Source organism: Sorangium sp. So ce1335, from assembly GCF_051521615.1.
Lineage (GTDB): Bacteria > Myxococcota_A > Polyangia > Polyangiales > Polyangiaceae > Sorangium.
In genome coordinates this window covers 1710387-1726675 of the sequence record NZ_CP150363.1, presented here as the reverse complement: position 1 = coordinate 1726675, position 16289 = coordinate 1710387, and the positions used below count along the sequence as shown (strand labels likewise).

Sequence of the window (16289 nt, the reverse complement as noted above, 5' to 3'; positions counted from 1 at the left end):
CTCGCGAGGCGCCGGGCTGCGTCTCGGCGCGACGCCTGAATGTGCCCCTCATGCGCGGTCGCTGGCGATGCGCCCGTCGACGATCTCGATCACCCGGTCGCACCGCTCCGCAATGCGCGGATCGTGTGTCACAATGAGGAACGTCGTCCCCATCTCCCGGTTGAACCGCCGCATCAACCCGAACACCTCCGCCGACGACTCCGTATCGAGGTTCCCCGTCGGCTCGTCCGCGAGGACGAGCGGCGGCCTTCGCGACAGCGCGCGCGCGATGGCCACGCGTTGCTGCTGGCCGCCCGAGAGCGCGGTCGCCTTGAAGTTCATCCGTTCGGCGAGCCCCACCGCCTTGAGCAGCTCGGCCGCGCGCTCCTTCATGATCGCCGAAGGGAATCCCTCGTCGCCCCAGGCGGGCAGCATCACGTTCTCGAGCGCGGTGAACATCGGCAAGAGGTGATGGAACTGGAACACGAAGCCGAGCGTCCGCGCGCGAAGCCTGGTGAGGTCCGCCTCGTCGAGCCCTGTCGTGTCCTTGCCGTCGACGACCACGCGTCCGCGCGTCGGCCGATCGAGCAGGCCGATCACATTGAGCAGGGTGCTCTTGCCGGAGCCGGACGGACCGATCAGCGCGGCGAACTCGCCCTTCTCGATCCGGAGATCGACTCCATCGAGGGCGCGCGTGACGACGGCCTGGCCGTATTCCTTCACCGCGCCTTCGACGACGAGCAGCGGCTCAGCCATTGCGGATCGCCGACGCCGGGTCGAGCCTCGAGGCGCGGTGTGCGGGGAGCACGGCGGCGAGGAGCCCCACGCCGACCGCGAGGACGCTCGCGAGCACGAACAGCTGCAGATCGAGCTGCACAGGGAACTTCGGGGCGCCGTCGGGCCCGCGCACGAGGCCCTCGAAGAGCTTCGACAGGAGCGCCCCGAGCGCCGATCCGACGAACGACCCGAGGAGCCCGAGGACCGCGCCCTGGATCAGGAAGATGCGCAGGACGCGGCCCCGCGACGTGCCGACCGCGCGGAGGATGCCTATCTCCCGCGACTTCTGGACGACCGACACGATGAGCACGCTCGCGATCCCCAGCGCGACCGCGAGCACGACGAAGAACTGGATCATGCTCTTCGAGCTGCTCTGCGCCGAGAGGCCGGTGAGCAGCTCGGCGTTGATCTTCATCCAGCTGTCCGCCTTCAGCCCCGTCCTTCCGCGCAGCTCGCCGGCGACGGCCTCGGCGGCGAACACGTCGGCGACCTTGAGCTCGATCGACGTCGCGCCGCCGGGGAGCGCGTAGAGCGTCTGAGCCCTGCGGAGCGACGTGATCACCCACGTCTTGTCGACAGCCTCGTTGCCGAGCGAGAAGACGCCCGTGATCGCGACGACATCGTCGATCCCCTCGGTCGTCGTGATCCGGATCTTGTCGCCGACGCCGACGCCGAGCTCGTTCGCGAGCACGACACCGATGACCGCATCGCCCCCGGCGACGTCGAACCGCCCCGCGCGCATGCGCTTCTTGACGTCGATGATCGCGAGGAAGCGCTCGGGATCGACGCCGCGCACGACCACGGCGTTCTTCGCCTCGGCGCGGACGGCGAAGCCGGCGCCCACGATGGCCGGCGACGCGGCGATGACGCCGGCGGTGCGCTCCGCGTCGGCCATGACGAGCGGCCACTGGTCGATGGAGCGAAGGCGCTGCGGCGCGGGCTGCACCGAGCGCGCGACGGCGCGATCGTGCGAGGGGTCGACGAGCGGACGCGCCGCCTCGCGCTGCACCTGCAACGTGATGTGCGGCTGCGAGCCGAGCGTCTTGTCGATGAGCGACACCTGGAGGCCGTTGATGAGCGCGGAGAGGAAGACAATCACGCTCACGCCCACCGACACCGCCGCGAGGATCAGCGCGGTCTGCCCCTTCGCGTCGCGCAGGTAACGGAGCGCCACGAACCACTCGAACGGCATCTCAATCGAGCTCCGTGCGCACGCGCTGGCCCGGCGCGTGGACCCGTCCGTCGGGCAACACGACGACGCTCCCCTCGGCGAGGCCCTCCACGACCTCGACGGCGCCCTCTCCGCGGATGCCCAGCTTCACGTCCTTGCGCACGAGGCGATCGCCCTCGACCGCGAACAGCCAGGGCGCCGGCGTCGCCGCGTCGCGCACGGCGTCGCTCGGGACGACGAGCGCATTCTCCCGCCGGGCGACCAGGAGATCGACGGAGACGGTCATGTCGGGCAAGAGAAAGGGTGGCGCGCTCGGCACCGCGAGGCGCACCTCGACACTGCCCCTCTGCGGATCGATGGAAGGCGCGATGTAGCTCACCTCGGCGTCGAACACCTGTTGGGGATAGGCGTCCGCGGACGCGCGCGCCTTCTGCCCCAGCGCGATCCACGCGAGGTTCCGCTCATCGGGCTGGAAGACGAGCTGCGGGCTCCCGTCCGCGGCGAGCACCATCAACGTTCGCGCCGGCTGCACGACGTCGCCGGGCTCCACGGAGCGCGTGAGCACGACGCCGTCCTGGCGCGCCACGATCCGCGTCTGCTCGAGGCGAACGGTCGCGCCGACGTGCTGCGCCTGCGCCTGGAGGAGCGCGGTCAGCGCGACGCGGGAGTCCGCGCCCATCGGGGTGGACGCGATGCGCTGCGCCTCCGCCGCGACCTTCTGCGCGCGCGCGAGCTCGACGCTCTGTCGGGCGTTGTCGAGCTCGGCCTGAGCGACCGCCCCCGACGCCGAGAGCTCTCGCACCCGCGCGAGCTCGACCTCGGCGCGCTCGAGGTTCGTCTCCGCCTGGCGAAGCGCCTCCGTCGCGACGATGGCGCCGACGCGGCGGAGCTGCTCGACGCGCGCGCTCGCCTGGTCGACGGCGGCCTTCGCCTGCGACACCGCCGCGCGCGCCTCGGCGTCGTCGATCTGCACGAGGAGATCCCCCGCCTTCACGCGTTGCCCCTCGATCGCGCCGACCGCGACGACGAGGCCCGGGACCTGCGCCGCGACCTGAACGCGCGTCGGCACCCTTACCCGCCCGCTCGCGACGACGCGCTGCTCGAGCGCCTTTCGAGCGGCCACGGCGACCTTCACCTCGGGTCCACGCGCGCGCACCGCCATCACGAGGGTGGCGGCCGCGAGCAACGCGATCAGGATCCAGAGCCCGGGGCGCCGGAAGAGCGTCCGCATCGGCCGAACGGTCTACCACCGAACCGGTGCGGCCTGCGAGACCCGTCACGCGGAACGGAGGCGCGGGAGAAAAGACGGAGCCCCCACCGGAGGCCCGCTTGACCATCGCGCGAGGTTCCGGCCCGGGAGGGCGGAGCGTCGGTCAAGGGCGGCGCAGCCGGCTCGCGTCGCGAGCGCACCCTTGACCCGCGCGAGCACTCCCGGATGCTGACTGCGTGCTGGGCCGACCTCACCGATTTTCTTCACCGCCTTTCCGCGCAAGTACGAGCTCACCAACATCATGCCCGGAACCAGCGCGATCGGCGCGCCTCGCGCCAACGTGAGGGCTCTCGGGGCGCTCGCGCGGGAGAGTGCCCCGTTGGTCATCAGTCACGCCCTGCGTGGCCAGTGAAACGTCAGCGGCTCCGTCCCGCCCGAAGGCCCTCCGCTGTTAAACGCTCTCGGGTTCTCTCCCCGCCGGCCAGAACAGAGAGCGCAAACGCCTTCCAGAACGCCCTCGGCGCGCGCTCCTTCACGCCCTCAGCGCTCTCTGCGCGAGCGCTGTCCACGCGTGCGTGGTGCTCGCCGAGCGCCGAAGGTCGCGGAAACGTGGGGGAGAAGCGCGACGGCCCCGGAGATCGCTCTCCGAGGCCGGTGCTAAATGACGCCGCTTTTCGCGCGGTCAGTCGGATTTGGGCCCCTGAGGTCCCCCTTTTGGCGCCTTCACCGAGGCGCTGTCGAGAGAGCTCCACTTCCAGGCGATGCCGCGACGACCGTCATACAGGATGCCGGCCATCACGACTCGCGCTGAGACTGGAGGGCGACCTCCCTTCGGCTTCGGCGGCTCCGCTCGTATCAGGGGCTCGATCTGACGCCACAGAGCGTCGGGCACGTCGGCAAACTTGGCTTCCACAAAGCACTGTAGCTCACGCTCGATCCGACCTTTCAAGAGGTTTTAGGCTCGACTCTTGGCAGCCTAGAACTGACTGAAGAACTTCCAAACCTCTTGCGGTTGCCAACGTTGACCACCCTCTTGCGGCGGATCAGGCGTGTGCGGTCCCACGAAGGAGCAGAACTCGACCGGATAACCCGTCTTGCAGCCCATGAAGTTGGTGCACACGTGGTTTCCGGTGGCCCTTGTCGGCTCCTTCCAGGTGCAACCGTTCAGCCCGGCGTACGTCTGCGCCATCGAGACACCGGCGCTGTACTGAAGGACGTTGTCGTTGGTGCCATGGGATGCGTAGAAGGCGACCGCTTCGCTCGGCCTGCAGTTGCCGGCACTGAGCTGCGCCATTCCGTTGTAGACGGCGACGGCGCGGACACCCCAAGTGCCGGTTCCATCGAGTGGACGCGAGCAAGCCGTCCGGTAGGACATGCTGCCGCCGTAACTCCAGCCGTTTGCGAAGATCTTGCTCTTGTCGATACAGAAATTTTGCTCGACCTGCTCTACCACGGCGTCCGCGAGTGCCACGTTCGAGCCGCTTGAGTCGGGCCACCCGCAGCCGCTTTCCCCGTTGCCATTCCCGGTGCACGGCGTTCCGTTCTTCTCCCCGTTGGGAGCCACGAAGATCGTACTGCTGGCGGCGTCGGGGATGTCCTTCAGCCAGTAGTAGTTCTGCTGATACATCTGCTTGTCGTTTCCATCGAGCTGATGCCAAGCGATGACCAATCTGTACGGCTTCGTATTGTCGTAGTTGGCCGGCACGCTCAGGATGTATCGACGTTGCCGATTCGCCGCCATAATCGAGATCGGGTTGCCGTTATTGTACATGCTGGCGGGAATGGTCGGCGCTTTGCCGCACCCGGCGGACAACGTACCCGTGTCCGAGCCTCCACCAGCGCCACCACCGGACCCGGCCCCGCCGGCTCCGCTACCACCTGAGCCAGCAGCCTCGCCCGTGCCCGAGCCGCCGGTGCCCGAGCCGCCCGTGGCCGAGCCGCCCGTGCCCGAGCCGCCCGTGCCCGAGCCGCCCGTGCCCGAGCCGCCCGTGGTCACGGCACCGGTGCCTGCGGAACCATCGGGAGCGCTACCTCCAGAGCCCTGCGTGTCGCCCGAATCGGACGAGCAACCGACGAGCGCCGAGGCACACGCGAACGAGGTGAGAATGACGACGAGGGAAGCGCGGTTCATTAGGCCTCTCCATCAAGGGGACGTACGGGTTTACCTACCGTTTGTAAGTACCGGAGTCACGGTCTAGAAATTTATTCCTTCGCTGTTCGCTCCCTCGGTCCGATCCGCGGGTGAGCACGTGGGCGCTCGTGGGCGACGCCGAGCTGGCGCGGGCTGGATGCACTCCGCCATTCGCGAGATGCTGCGAAACCCAAAGTACGTCGAAGTCTTCCACCAGGTCCATCAGCTGTCTCCGTCAGTCTCGGGGCTCTCGGGCAGGGCCAACACCAGAACCAAGCTCGACGGCCAGTACGCGATCACCGGGAGCCTCGCCGCAGCCACCCTCGCGCCGCTCGCCCCTACTCGCCTCGCGACGATCTGGATGCCCGCCGCCAACGCAGCCGCAACGAGCCTCGCGCTTCGTCCGGCCGATGCGGGCGCCAACGTGGTGCTCGCGGAAGCTCCCGATGGGCACCGTCTTCGACGGTGCGGCTCAGCGCGAGGGGCTTTGGTACGCGGCCCCCACCCAGGTTGCGCTAGACCTGCTCACCAGCCCCGGGCGCGGCCCACAGGAGGGCGAGGAGCCTGAGCAGCTCGGCATCGAAGCCGGCTTCGACTCGCACGCGAGGAGGTCGCGCGACTCGATGAAGAACATCGGAGTCACGACACCAGGCACCGGGAGCTGCTGACCACGAAAGGCCGGCAAGAGGGCAACGTCAGCGAGACTGCCCGCCGTCTCGACGAGGTCGAGGAAACACCACCTATCGTCTCGTCCGCAAGATGACGGCCGACGGGCGTGAGGAGGTGCTCGTCAGCGGCCGTCGGACGAGGGCTGAGGCGTGAACTGGCGATCCGAGGCGGCCCGTCTCGCTCTCTTGGAGCTACTCGTTCGCGGCTCGCTCAAGCGACGACGTGCGCAAGCGTCCGCCTGGGATGCCCTGGACGAACTACCTTGGACACGACGCACGGGGCGACGTGACGAAGTGGGCCTTGTCGAGGAACGGCGACATGAGCTTGTCGCGCTCCTCGGGCGCGTCTGGCCGGAATGGGGCGAGGTGCTCACAGCGCTGACGGCGCGCGGGCTCGCGCCCACCCCCGACGGCTGGAGCGAGCTCGAAGACGCGCAGCGTGCCGAGGGGCTGCCGCAGCTTCCAGACCAGCTCAACCGGCGAACCGCGGCCGCGCTCGTCGCGCCGCACTCGAAGGCGACGCTCACGGATCGCCGCCAGGCGGCGCTCGGCGACGCGGAGGCCACGCACGACGGTTCGGTGCGTCTCGTCTTCGCTCTCCCCGCGAGGACGCGCGGAGAGCGAAGACGCCGTCCCGCACGACGGAAAGTCTCACCGTACGTTCTCTCGGCGCTCTCCGCGCGAACGCTGTCCCGGCGCACGCGGAGTGCGGAGCACGCGGAAACGTGGCGCGAAAAAGAAGCGGTCCCGAGGATCGCTCCTGGGGGCCGCTGTTCACTGTGCGGTCAGCGAAATTCGCACGATCGATGAAATGGCTCCAGCTGCTGGACTCGAACCAGCGACCCGGCGGTTAACAGCCGCCTGCTCTACCAACTGAGCTAAGCTGGAATGCGTCGGAGACGGGCGCGAGGATAGTCAGCGATGCCTTCCCGTCAAGCGAATCCGCACCGCCGCTGAAGTTTACGTGACGCCCCGGTGTGCTCGCCCGCTCCGCGCGAGATTGCCCGCCCGGCGTGCTTCTGCGACAACGCCGCCGTGCAGCGCGCCGCCGTGCCCTTCCCGCCGCAGCCGCCGGACGCTCCGGCCCCCTCCGCCGCCCGCTCCGCCGGCCGCGGCGGCCTCGCCATCGCCGTCGCCAAGGTCTCCTTCATCCTCTTCGGCTTCGTCCAGCAGCTCATCCTCCCCCGGCTGCTCGGCACCGACGGCTACGGCGCCGTCTCCGTCGTCTTCGCCGGCGTCGGCGTCGTCAACAACGTCATCGTCGCGACGGGCATCCAGGGCGTCTCCCGCGCCGTCTCCAGCGTCGCCGAGCACCAGGCCGCCGAGGCCTTCCGCCGCACCCTCGCCCTCCACGCCGTCCTCGCCATCGCCGTCTCCTCGGCCTTCGCGCTGCTCGCCGACTCCATCGCCGACTTCTCCGAGGCGCCGCACGTCGCCGGCCCGCTGCGCCTCGCCGCCGCCATCGTCCTCCTCTACGGCCTCTACGCCCCGCTCGTCGGCGCCCTCAACGGCCAGCGCCGCTTCCTCGCCCAGGCCGGCTTCGACATCGGCTACGGCGCGCTCCGCACCGCCAGCGTCGCCGCCGGCGCCCTCCTCTTCCTCCGCGCCGGCCAGAGCGGCGTCCTCGGCGCCATCGCCGGCTTCGTCGCCGCGGCCGGCATCATCGTCCCCCTCGCGGCCCTCAAGACAGGCTTCGGCCGCCGCGGCAGCGCCGGCCCCTCGATCCGCGAGCACCTCGTCTTCCTCCTGCCGCTCGCCGTCTCGCAGACCTTCCTCAACTTCCTGCTCCAGACCGACTTCTTCCTCCTCCGCCGCTTCCTCGGCCAGGCCACGAGCGGCCTCGCCCTCGGCGCCAGGGCCGCCGACGACCTCATCGGCGTCTACCGCGGCGCGCAGCTCTTCGCCTTCCTGCCGTACCAGCTCCTCCTCTCGGTCACGTTCATCCTCTTCCCGATGCTCGCCCGCGCGCACGCCGAGGCCGACAGCGCCGCGGTCCGCCGCTACACGATGACCGGCGTCCGCCTCTCGTTCCTGCTCACCGGTCTCCTCGTTGCCCCCATTGCGGGCCTCGCGCCGCACGTGCTGCGCTTCGCCTTCCCCGTCGAGATCTGGAGCCGCGGCGGCGACACGCTCCGCGTCCTCTCGCTCGGCATGGGCGCCTTCGCCGTCCTCGGCGTCGCCTCGGCCGCGCTCACCAGCCTCCACCGCGAGCGCATCGCCGCCGCGCTCACCGCCGCCACCGTCGTCCTCGTCGCGATCGGCTGCTCCGTCGCCGTCCCGCGCGCGTCCTTCGGCCCCGACATGCTCGTGAGCTCCGCGACCGCCACCTCGCTCGCGCTCGCCACCTCCGCCGTCGTGGCCGGCGTCCTGCTCCACCGCGCCGCCGGCGGCTTCGTCCGCGCCGCGACGGCGCTCCGCGTCGGCGTCGCGATCGCCGCCGCCATCGCCGTCGGCGCGCGCCTGCCGTGGCTCGGCAAGATCGCCGTGCTCGGCGAGGCGCTCCTCGTCGGCCTCGTCTACGTCGCGATCCTCGTCGCCACGCGCGAGGTCGGCCGCGACGACCTCGCCACCTTGCGGCAGGCGTTCGGGCGCGGCGCGCGCCGGGCCTAGCGCCACGCACCACGCGTCCGGCCAGGGATCCGGAGGCGCCCGGCGCGCCTCTGCCCGCCTGCCCGCGCCGGCTCGCGGCGCCCGCCTCGGCCGCCCGCCTCCGGGCCCTCTTGACCGTCAGCCGTCGATCTCGCATACGGGGCCTCTCCTCCAGCACGGCCAGCGCCGCGCCCGCTCGAAGGCCGAGCGGCGGCACGCGGCGCGCCGGCACCCACAGGCAGGCGAAGACGTGGCCCCTCAATTCATCTTCACGATGCAGGACGTCCGGAAGGTGCACCCCCCGAACAAGGAGGTGCTGAAGGGCCTGTGGCTCTCCTTCTACCCGGGCGCGAAGATCGGCGTCCTCGGCGCCAACGGCGCCGGCAAGAGCACCCTGCTCCGCATCATGGCGGGCGTCGACAAGGAGTACCTCGGCGAGGCGAAGCCCGCCGACGGCATCCGCATCGGCTACCTCGCCCAGGAGCCGCAGCTCGAGGCCGGCAAGACCGTCCAGGAGCACGTCGAGATGGCGGTCCACGACGTCCGCTCCCTCGTCCAGCGCTTCGAGGAGATCGGCGCCAAGCTCGGCGAGTCGCCCCCCGACATGGAGGCCCTCCTCGAGGAGTACTCGGCGCTCCAGGACAAGATCGAGGCCGCAGGCGGCTGGGAGATCGACCGCGTCGTCGAGCGCGCCATGGACGCCCTCCGGCTGCCCCCGCCCGACGCCGACGTCACCAAGCTCTCCGGCGGCGAGCGCCGCCGCGTCGCCCTCTGCCGGCTCCTCCTCGAGAAGCCGGACATCCTGCTCCTCGACGAGCCGACCAACCACCTCGACGCCGAGAGCGTCGCCTGGCTCGAGCGCTTCCTCCACGAGTACCCCGGCACCGTCGTCGCCGTCACCCACGACAGGTACTTCCTCGACAACGTCGCCGGCTGGATCCTCGAGCTCGACCGCGGCGCCGGCATCCCGTACGAGGGCAACTACACGGGCTGGCTCGAGCAGAAGAAGAAGCGCCTCGAGCTCGAGCAGAAGCAGGAGTCCGCGCGCAAGCGCACCCTCGAGCGCGAGCTCGAGTGGGTGCGCATGGCCCCCCGCGCCCGCCAGGCCAAGAGCAAGGCCCGCCTCGCCGCCTACGAATCGCTCCTCGCCGAGGACAAGTCGAAGAAGGTCGAGGAGAACGAGATCCACATCCCCGCCGGCAAGCGGCTCGGGAACGTGGTCGTCGAGGCCGACCACCTGCGCAAGGGCTTCGGCGACCGTGTGCTCATCGAGGACCTCACCTTCTCGCTCCCGCGCGGCGGCATCGTCGGCGTCATCGGCCCGAACGGCGCCGGCAAGACGACGCTCTTCCGCATGATCATGGGCCTCGAGCAGCCCGACGGCGGCGCGCTTCGCATCGGCGAGACCGTGGAGCTCGCGTACGTCGACCAGTCGCGCGACGCGCTCAACCCGAACAACAACGTCTGGCAGGAGATCTCCGGCGGCGAGGACCGGCTCGTCGTCGGCAAGCGCGAGGTCAACTCGCGCGCCTATGTCGCGAGCTTCAACTTCGCCGGCAGCGACCAGCAGAAGAAGGTCCGCGACCTGTCCGGCGGCGAGCGCAACCGCCTCCACCTCGCCAAGCTGCTCCGCCGCGGCGGCAACGTCCTCCTGCTCGACGAGCCGACGAACGACCTCGACGTCGACACCCTCCGCTCCCTGGAGGAGGCGCTGCTCAACTTCGCCGGCTGCGCCGTCGTCATCAGCCACGATCGCTGGTTCCTCGACCGGATCGCGACGCACATCCTGGCCTTCGAGGGCGACAGCAAGGTCGTCTGGTTCGAGGGCAACTACGCCGACTACGAGGCCGACCTGAAGCGCCGCCTCGGCGCCGACGCGGCCGAGCCCCGCAAGATCCGCTACCGCAAGCTCACCGCGAGCTGACCCCGCGGCGCACCGCCGGGCTGCTCCGGATTCCAGCCCCAGAGCATGTTTCCGGTCTGGTGCGACGCGGAGGCCCGCAGGAGCTACCTTCCAGCATGCTCCGGAGCTCCCTTCGCGAAGGGCTCGCCGTCGCCGCCGCGGCGGGCGCGCTCGTCCTCGTGACCGCCGCCGGCTGCCGCGACGCCGCCGAGACCCGCTCGCCGTTCGGGGTCGCCCCGTCGAGCGGGGTCGGCGGATCGGAGGGCCACGGCGGCGCGGGCCACGGCGGCGCGGGCGGCCAGGGCGCCGGCAGCTCCAGCGGCGCGGGCGCCGGCGGCTCCGGCAGCTCCAGCGGCGCGGGCGGCCAGGGCGCGGGCGGCTCCGGCAGCTCCGGCGGCCAGGGCGCCGGCGGCCACGGCGCGGGCGTCTCCACGGGCGGCGGCACGCCCGGCGACCCGCCGCCGGACGCCGCGCCGCTCGCGGTCGTCACGTGGAACACGAAGGACTTCTTCAACGACCGGGACGACACCGAGGGCTCCGAGGAGACGGTGCTCACCCCCGCGCGCTACCGCGCGAAGCGCGCCGCGGTCGCCGCGGTGCTCGAGCAGCTCGCGCCCGACGTCGCCGTCCTCCAGGAGGTCGAGCACCTCGACGTGCTCGAGGACCTGAACCGCCTCGACCTCGGCGGCGCCTACCCCCACGCCGCGCTCGTCGAGGCCTACGACCCGCGCGGCATCGACGTCGGCGCGATCTCGAAGATCCCCTTCGACAGGGTCGTCTCGCACCGGGACGACCGCTTCACCCTGCGCGGGACGCAGGGACCTGTCTATACGTTCACGCGCGACTGCCTCGAGCTCCACCTCACCCGGAACGGCCGCAAGGTCATCCTGCTCGGCGTCCACTTCAAGGCGAAGTCCCCGCCCGACAACCCCGACCGCCGCCTCGCCGAGGCGCAGCGCGCCCGCGCCATCGCCGACGCCCTCGCCGCCGAGCACCCCACCGCCGCGATCGCCGTGCTCGGCGACTTCAACGACCTGCCCGGCTCACCCCCCGTCGAGGCCGTCGCCGGCGCCGGCGGCGTCCTGTTCGAGAACGTCGCCGCCGCCGCGCCGCCCGCCGACCGCTGGACGTACGACTTCAACGGACAGCTTGAGCTCATCGACCACCAGATGGTCAACCCGCTGCTCCGGGACATGCTCGACCCGGCCTCGGTCCAGATCCCGCACGGCCCCTCGATCGACGACGCGAGCGATCACGCGCCAGTTTTTTCCGTGTACAGGATCACCCCGCCCACGTAAGCGTCCGTCGGCGCTTCAGCTAAGCTTCGCCCCGATGCACGGCACGAGGAGAAAAGGCTCCCCGCCGAGAGCCCGCAGGGACTGGGGGCGTCTCTTCGTGCGCGTGCTGTGCGTCGTGTTCGCCGTCATCGGCGCCGTCCCGCTCGCTCTCGGCGTCCTCGTGCGGACCCAGACGGTGCGGGCCTGGGCGGCGCGCGAGACGGCCGCGCTGCTCGAGCGCGAGCTCGGCATCACGGCCCGCTACGACGTGCGCGTCCAGGCCTGGCCGCTCATGGTCGGCCTGAACCGCCTCGTCGTCGACTCGTCCGACGGCGGCGCGCCGTTCCTCGAGCTCGAGCGCGTCGCCATCCGCCCGCGCCTCTTCTCGCTGCTGGCGGGGCACATCGACGCCGGCGACGTCGAGATCATCGGCCCCCGCATCCGCGCGGTGGTGAAGGACGGCGAGCTCCGGAACCTCAAGCTCCCCAGCACGAAGAAGAGCAGCGACGGGGGCGGGCTCGACAGGGCGCCGCTCTCCTCGGTGGCGATCACCGACGCGCGGCTCGACCTCACCATCGACAACCTCCGCGTCCAGGCGCGCGAGGTCGACGTCGACGTCTCCGCCGAGCCGTCCGACGCGTTCGAGATCGCGATGCGCTCCGGCCCCGTCTCGGTCGTCCACACGCACGCCGCGCCCGGCCGCGAGGCCGAGGAGGACAGCGTCGACGAGGACGTCGTCTGCCGCTTCGACACGCGCGTCCGCGTCGAGCCCGGCCGCGCGCTCGTCCGCCGGCTCATCCTGGAGGGCGCCGCCGACTTCGACCCGGATCCCGGCACCGCGCCGCCCTGCGCGCTGCCCGACGGCGACTGGCGCCGCGTGGAGCTCGAGCTCGGCGCCCTGCGCGTCGTGGGCCTCGGCGGCGGCATGCCCCACCACATCGAGGGCCGCGTGCGCGCGCGCCTGCCGGTGCCGATCGTCCACCGCTTCGTGGACCTGCCGCCGGCGTCCGGCTCGGTCGCGATCGACGTCGCCGCCGAGTACGACGCCGCGTCCGCGCCGCTCGGCCTCGCGCTCCCCCGCGTGAAGGGCACCCTCGCGCTCGACCGGCCGGGCCTCGACGGCAGGGTCTTCGTCACGCGGCTCTCCGGCCAGGTCTCGACGACGCCCGACGCCGTGCAGCTCGCGGACGCCGACGTCGCCTGGGCCGACGGGACGCTGAAGATCGCCCACGCGGAGCTCAAGCCGTTCGAGAAGGGCATGCCGCTCCGGGCAGGGCCGATCGACCTCGCCAACATCGAGCTGCCCGGCCTGCTCCGCGACCTCGCCGTGCACCCGCAGGCGCACGTCGCCTGGACGCTGCGCGAGGGCCGCTTCGACCACTTCCGCGGCACGCTCGCCCCGCTCGCGCTCGAGGGGCCGCTCGAGGTGCAGACGCACGGCTTCGAGATCTTCGATCGCCCGACGAAGGACCCGGCGCGCCAGCGCCTCATGGGCGTCCGGGAGGGCTCGGTCCGCGGCTCGTTCCAGGTGCGGCAGAACGCCGTCGTGCTCTCCGGCTTCTCCGTCGACACGCCGAGCTCGCACCTGCGGACCACCGTCTCGCTCGGCTTCAACGACCAGCTCGGGGTCGAGGTCCACCCGGGCTCGCGCGTCGACCTCGCCGAGGTCTCGCCGCTCGCCGCGCTCGAGCTCGGCGGCGTCGCCACGATGAAGGCGACGATGCGCGGCCCCTACGAGCACCCGAAGCTCACCGGCGAGGTCGGCATCGAGAAGTTCGTGTTCTCGGGCTTCCCCATCGGCGACCTCGAGCCCTCGCCGGTCGCGTTCGAGCCGCTCTTTTTGACGCTCGAGAACGCGCGGGTCCGGCACGGGGCGAGCCGCATCCGCGTCCCGTCGATGAAGATCGACTTCGATCCGGCGGGCAACCTGCCGAAGGGCCGCCCGCTCGACAGCGCGTCGGGCGTCGTCGTCGTCGACGCGACCGTCGACACGCGCGAGGCGCCGCACCTCGCCGCGCGCGACCTGCTCGAGATGCTCCGCCTCGACAAGGACCCGCGGTTCGCCGCCTACAAGGCGACGGCGAGCGGCACGGCGCGCGCCCACTTCGCGCTCGGCGGCCCGGAGGACCGCTGCGGCGGCGGCTACCTCGCCGTGAGCGCCGGCATGCGGCTCAGCGACGTGGAGCTGCTCGAGGAGCGCTTCGACGAGGGCGACGTCGACGTCAACCTCATCTGGGACGACCAGGCCGCGGGCGCCGACGGCATGCGGCTCGACGTCCGCTCGGCGTCGCTGCGCAAGGGCACCGGCTCGGTGCTGGCGAGCGTGTCCGTGCAGCACGGCGGCGCGATCAAGGGCAACGTCATCGCGAGCGGCCTCCCGCTCGCGCGGGTGGACGCGCTCGGGCCGGCGGCGTCGCTGTTCGACGGCTCGGTGTCGCTCGTCGCGAACCTGGGCGGCACCATGAGCCGGCTCGCCGGGTTCGCGGACGTCCACGTCTCGCGCGTCGGCATCCGCCGCTCGCACGCGAGCCTGCCCCCCTCGCGCGTCGAGCTCACCATCGTGCCGAACGACAGGGCGCCGAAGGTCCTCGGCAGGACGCCTGTCTGCGGCAATGCCGTGAGCGCGCCGTTCGATCCGGCGGAGTACGAGCGCGACCTCCCCGACGGGTCCTTCGTCGCGAACGGGTCGCTCTTCGGCGGGCAGGTCGCGCTCGACGGGCTCCGCGTCACGCGCCAGCAGCGCAAGATCGTCGACGGCAAGGTGCGCGTCGACGCGCTCGACCTCGGCACGCTCGCGAACCTGATCCCGGGCGTCGCGTTCTCGGCGGCGCCGCCGAAGGGCACGCTGACCGCCTCGCTCGACATCGAGCGGCTGCCGCTCGCCGACTTCCGGCAGGCGGCGCTCACGCTCAAGGTCGACGCGCTCAAGCTGGAGCGCGCGGGCCAGGGGCTGACCCTCACGAGCCCGAGCGGGCCGATCCGCCTCGCGGGCAACGCGGTGGCGGTGCCGGAGCTCCGCCTCGAGGCGCACACCGCCTCGCGCCTGTCCGCCGCGTTCACCGCGTCCGGCGAGGTGAAGCGGGTGTTCACCGCGCCGGACCTCGACGTCGCCATCCGCGTGAGCCCGACGAACCTGTCGCGGCTCAGCGCCGACATCCCGCAGATCCGCCACGCGCGGGGCACGGTGCAGGCCGAGGTGCAGGTGACCGGCCCGCTCGCGGGGCTGCGCTACGCGGGGTCGGCGACGCTCAAGGAGGGGGAGCTCGACGTCGTCGGCCTGCCGGTGTCGCTCGACGACATCGACGTGGAGATCGCGATCGGCGGCGACCAGGTGCGCCTCACGCGGGCGACGGCGCGGGTCGGCTCGGGCACGGTGACGGCGGTCGGGCACATGCCGGTGCGCGGCCTCTCGCTCGGCACGGCCACGGCCTCGATCGTGGCGACCGGCGTGAAGCTGCCCGTCGCGGAGGGCGTGAACCTCACGGCGAACGCGAACCTCACCGCGAGCTTCCGCCCCGGCGTCGCGGACGACGAGGCGGGCGAGAAGAACCTGCCGAGCGTCAAGGGGACGATCACGCTCACGTCGTTCAGCTACACGCGGCCGATCCTGATGAGCGTCGACCTCGACGACCTCACGGGCCGGCAGCGGACGACGGTGCAGACCTACGACCCCGCGGCCGACGTCGTGCGGTTCGACGTCACGGTGCTGTCGCCGAACCCCCTCCGCTTCTCGAACGATCTCGCGGACATGCGGCTCGAAGTCTCGCCGACCGGGCTCGCGCTGTCGGGCACGAACCAGCGCTTCGGCGCGCGCGGCTCGCTGCGCATCCTGCCCGACTCGAAGCTCATGCTCAGGAGCACCGAGTTCGAGGTCCGGGAGGGGTACGTGCGGTTCGACGACCCGTTCCGCATCGCGCCGAAGGTCGACGTGCGCGCCGAGAGCGAGTACCGCCGCTACACGTCGGCGAGCAGCGCCGCGGCCGACCCGGCGTCCGGCGCGGAGGCGGCGGCGGCCGCGGGCCTCGGCGCCGGCGCGAACCCGAGCGGGCAGTGGCGCATCAAGCTGCACGCGCAGGGCGACGCCGACAACATCCGGCTCAACCTCTCGAGCGATCCGCCGCTCAGCCAGGAGGACATCGTCCTGCTCCTCACGCTCGGCATGACGCGCGCGGAGCTCAACCAGGGCGTCGTGTCGTCGCTCGGCGAGACGGTGGGCCTCGAGGCGCTCTCGTCGCTGACGGGCGCCGACAAGGCGGTGAAGACCATCGTCCCGATCATCGACGAGTTCCGCTTCGGCACCGGCTACTCGTCGAAGAACGGCGCCCCGGAGCCGACCGTGACCCTGGGCAAGCGCATCACGGACGCGGTCCGCGCCAACGTCACGACGGGCCTGTCGCAGGGCAGCCAGGTGCGCGCGGGCGTCGAGGTGAAGCTGAGCGACCGCATGAGCCTGCAGGGGTCGTACGACAACGCGAACGACGCCTCCTCGAGCTCGCCGCTCGGCAACGTGGGCGCCGACCTCCGCTGGCGGCTGGAGTTCGAGTGAGCCCGGGGGACGTCGGGTAGCCGGGCGCCGGTGGCCCG

Annotated in this window: 10 protein-coding genes, 1 tRNA gene and 1 pseudogene; 6 read left to right on the top strand and 6 right to left on the bottom strand. The window is 71.7% G+C overall.

The features are described 5' to 3' along the window. Nucleotides 1-48: 48 nt before the first annotated feature. The 5 genes and pseudogenes from WMF24_RS06315 to WMF24_RS06295 all read right to left on the bottom strand — a co-directional run bounded on the left by WMF24_RS06315 (nucleotide 49) and on the right by WMF24_RS06295 (nucleotide 5268). Complete coding sequence (locus WMF24_RS06315; protein ID WP_437735447.1) at nucleotides 49-735, bottom strand: ABC transporter ATP-binding protein; 687 nt, start codon at nucleotides 733-735, stop codon at nucleotides 49-51. Beyond that, nucleotides 728-1948: an ABC transporter permease gene (locus WMF24_RS06310; RefSeq protein ID WP_437735446.1), complete on the bottom strand. Its 1221-nt coding sequence runs from the start codon at nucleotides 1946-1948 to the stop codon at nucleotides 728-730. Before WMF24_RS06310 ends, WMF24_RS06315 begins: the two co-directional genes overlap by 8 nt. Before the next feature lies 1 nt (nucleotide 1949). Further along, the gene (locus WMF24_RS06305) at nucleotides 1950-3158 is read right to left on the bottom strand and encodes an efflux RND transporter periplasmic adaptor subunit (protein ID WP_437735445.1); all 1209 of its coding nucleotides are present in this window, start codon (nucleotides 3156-3158) and stop codon (nucleotides 1950-1952) included. A 739-nt stretch (nucleotides 3159-3897) separates the two neighbouring features. After that, a pseudogene (locus WMF24_RS06300) lies at nucleotides 3898-4029 on the bottom strand (transposase); the annotation flags it as partial. Between the two features lie 84 nt (nucleotides 4030-4113). Further along, on the bottom strand, nucleotides 4114-5268 hold the full coding sequence (locus WMF24_RS06295) for an alpha/beta hydrolase family esterase (protein WP_437735444.1): 1155 nt from the start codon (nucleotides 5266-5268) through the stop codon (nucleotides 4114-4116). Nucleotides 5269-5714: 446 nt separating this feature from the next. On the opposite strand from WMF24_RS06295, the gene WMF24_RS06290 reads away from it, so the two are divergent. Together WMF24_RS06290 and WMF24_RS06285 are read left to right on the top strand one after the other, a co-directional pair. Further along, on the top strand, nucleotides 5715-5936 hold the full coding sequence (locus WMF24_RS06290; RefSeq protein WP_437735443.1) for a hypothetical protein: 222 nt from the start codon (nucleotides 5715-5717) through the stop codon (nucleotides 5934-5936). A 294-nt stretch (nucleotides 5937-6230) separates the two neighbouring features. Continuing rightward, nucleotides 6231-6746 carry a hypothetical protein gene (locus WMF24_RS06285; RefSeq protein WP_437735442.1) on the top strand — a complete coding sequence of 172 codons (516 nt, stop codon included), beginning with the start codon at nucleotides 6231-6233 and terminating at the stop codon, nucleotides 6744-6746. A gap of 2 nt (nucleotides 6747-6748) precedes the next feature. Here the strand turns inward: WMF24_RS06285 and WMF24_RS06280 are convergent. After that, nucleotides 6749-6824, bottom strand: a tRNA-Asn gene (locus WMF24_RS06280). Between the two features lie 87 nt (nucleotides 6825-6911). Between WMF24_RS06280 and WMF24_RS06275 the strand changes: the two genes are divergently transcribed. From WMF24_RS06275 to WMF24_RS06260, 4 genes are all read left to right on the top strand, one after another. After that, nucleotides 6912-8546 (top strand): lipopolysaccharide biosynthesis protein, encoded by a 1635-nt coding sequence (locus tag WMF24_RS06275; RefSeq protein WP_437735441.1) that lies wholly within the window; start codon nucleotides 6912-6914, stop codon nucleotides 8544-8546. A 229-nt stretch (nucleotides 8547-8775) separates the two neighbouring features. Next, a complete protein-coding gene (gene ettA, locus WMF24_RS06270) occupies nucleotides 8776-10449 on the top strand; it encodes an energy-dependent translational throttle protein EttA (protein WP_437735440.1) in 1674 nt (557 codons plus the stop codon). Between the two features lie 95 nt (nucleotides 10450-10544). Next, entirely contained in the window at nucleotides 10545-11726 is a 1182-nt protein-coding gene (locus tag WMF24_RS06265) for an endonuclease/exonuclease/phosphatase family protein (RefSeq protein ID WP_437735439.1), read from the top strand. Between the two features lie 34 nt (nucleotides 11727-11760). Continuing rightward, the gene (locus WMF24_RS06260; protein WP_437735438.1) at nucleotides 11761-16251 is read left to right on the top strand and encodes a translocation/assembly module TamB domain-containing protein; all 4491 of its coding nucleotides are present in this window, start codon (nucleotides 11761-11763) and stop codon (nucleotides 16249-16251) included. The last annotated feature ends 38 nt before the right edge of the window (nucleotides 16252-16289 follow it).

Excerpts from the sequence above, each read along its gene's own strand:
- WMF24_RS06295 (WP_437735444.1), bottom strand. The coding sequence starts at position 5,268 with ATGAACCGCGCTTCCCTCGTCGTCATTCTCACCTCGTTCGCGTGTGCC.
- WMF24_RS06305 (WP_437735445.1), bottom strand. The coding sequence starts at position 3,158 with ATGCGGACGCTCTTCCGGCGCCCCGGGCTCTGGATCCTGATCGCGTTG.
- WMF24_RS06310 (WP_437735446.1), bottom strand. The coding sequence starts at position 1,948 with ATGCCGTTCGAGTGGTTCGTGGCGCTCCGTTACCTGCGCGACGCGAAG.
- WMF24_RS06260 (WP_437735438.1), top strand. The coding sequence starts at position 11,761 with ATGCACGGCACGAGGAGAAAAGGCTCCCCGCCGAGAGCCCGCAGGGAC.
- WMF24_RS06315 (WP_437735447.1), bottom strand. The coding sequence starts at position 735 with ATGGCTGAGCCGCTGCTCGTCGTCGAAGGCGCGGTGAAGGAATACGGC.
- WMF24_RS06290 (WP_437735443.1), top strand. The coding sequence starts at position 5,715 with ATGGGCACCGTCTTCGACGGTGCGGCTCAGCGCGAGGGGCTTTGGTAC.
- WMF24_RS06265 (WP_437735439.1), top strand. The coding sequence starts at position 10,545 with ATGCTCCGGAGCTCCCTTCGCGAAGGGCTCGCCGTCGCCGCCGCGGCG.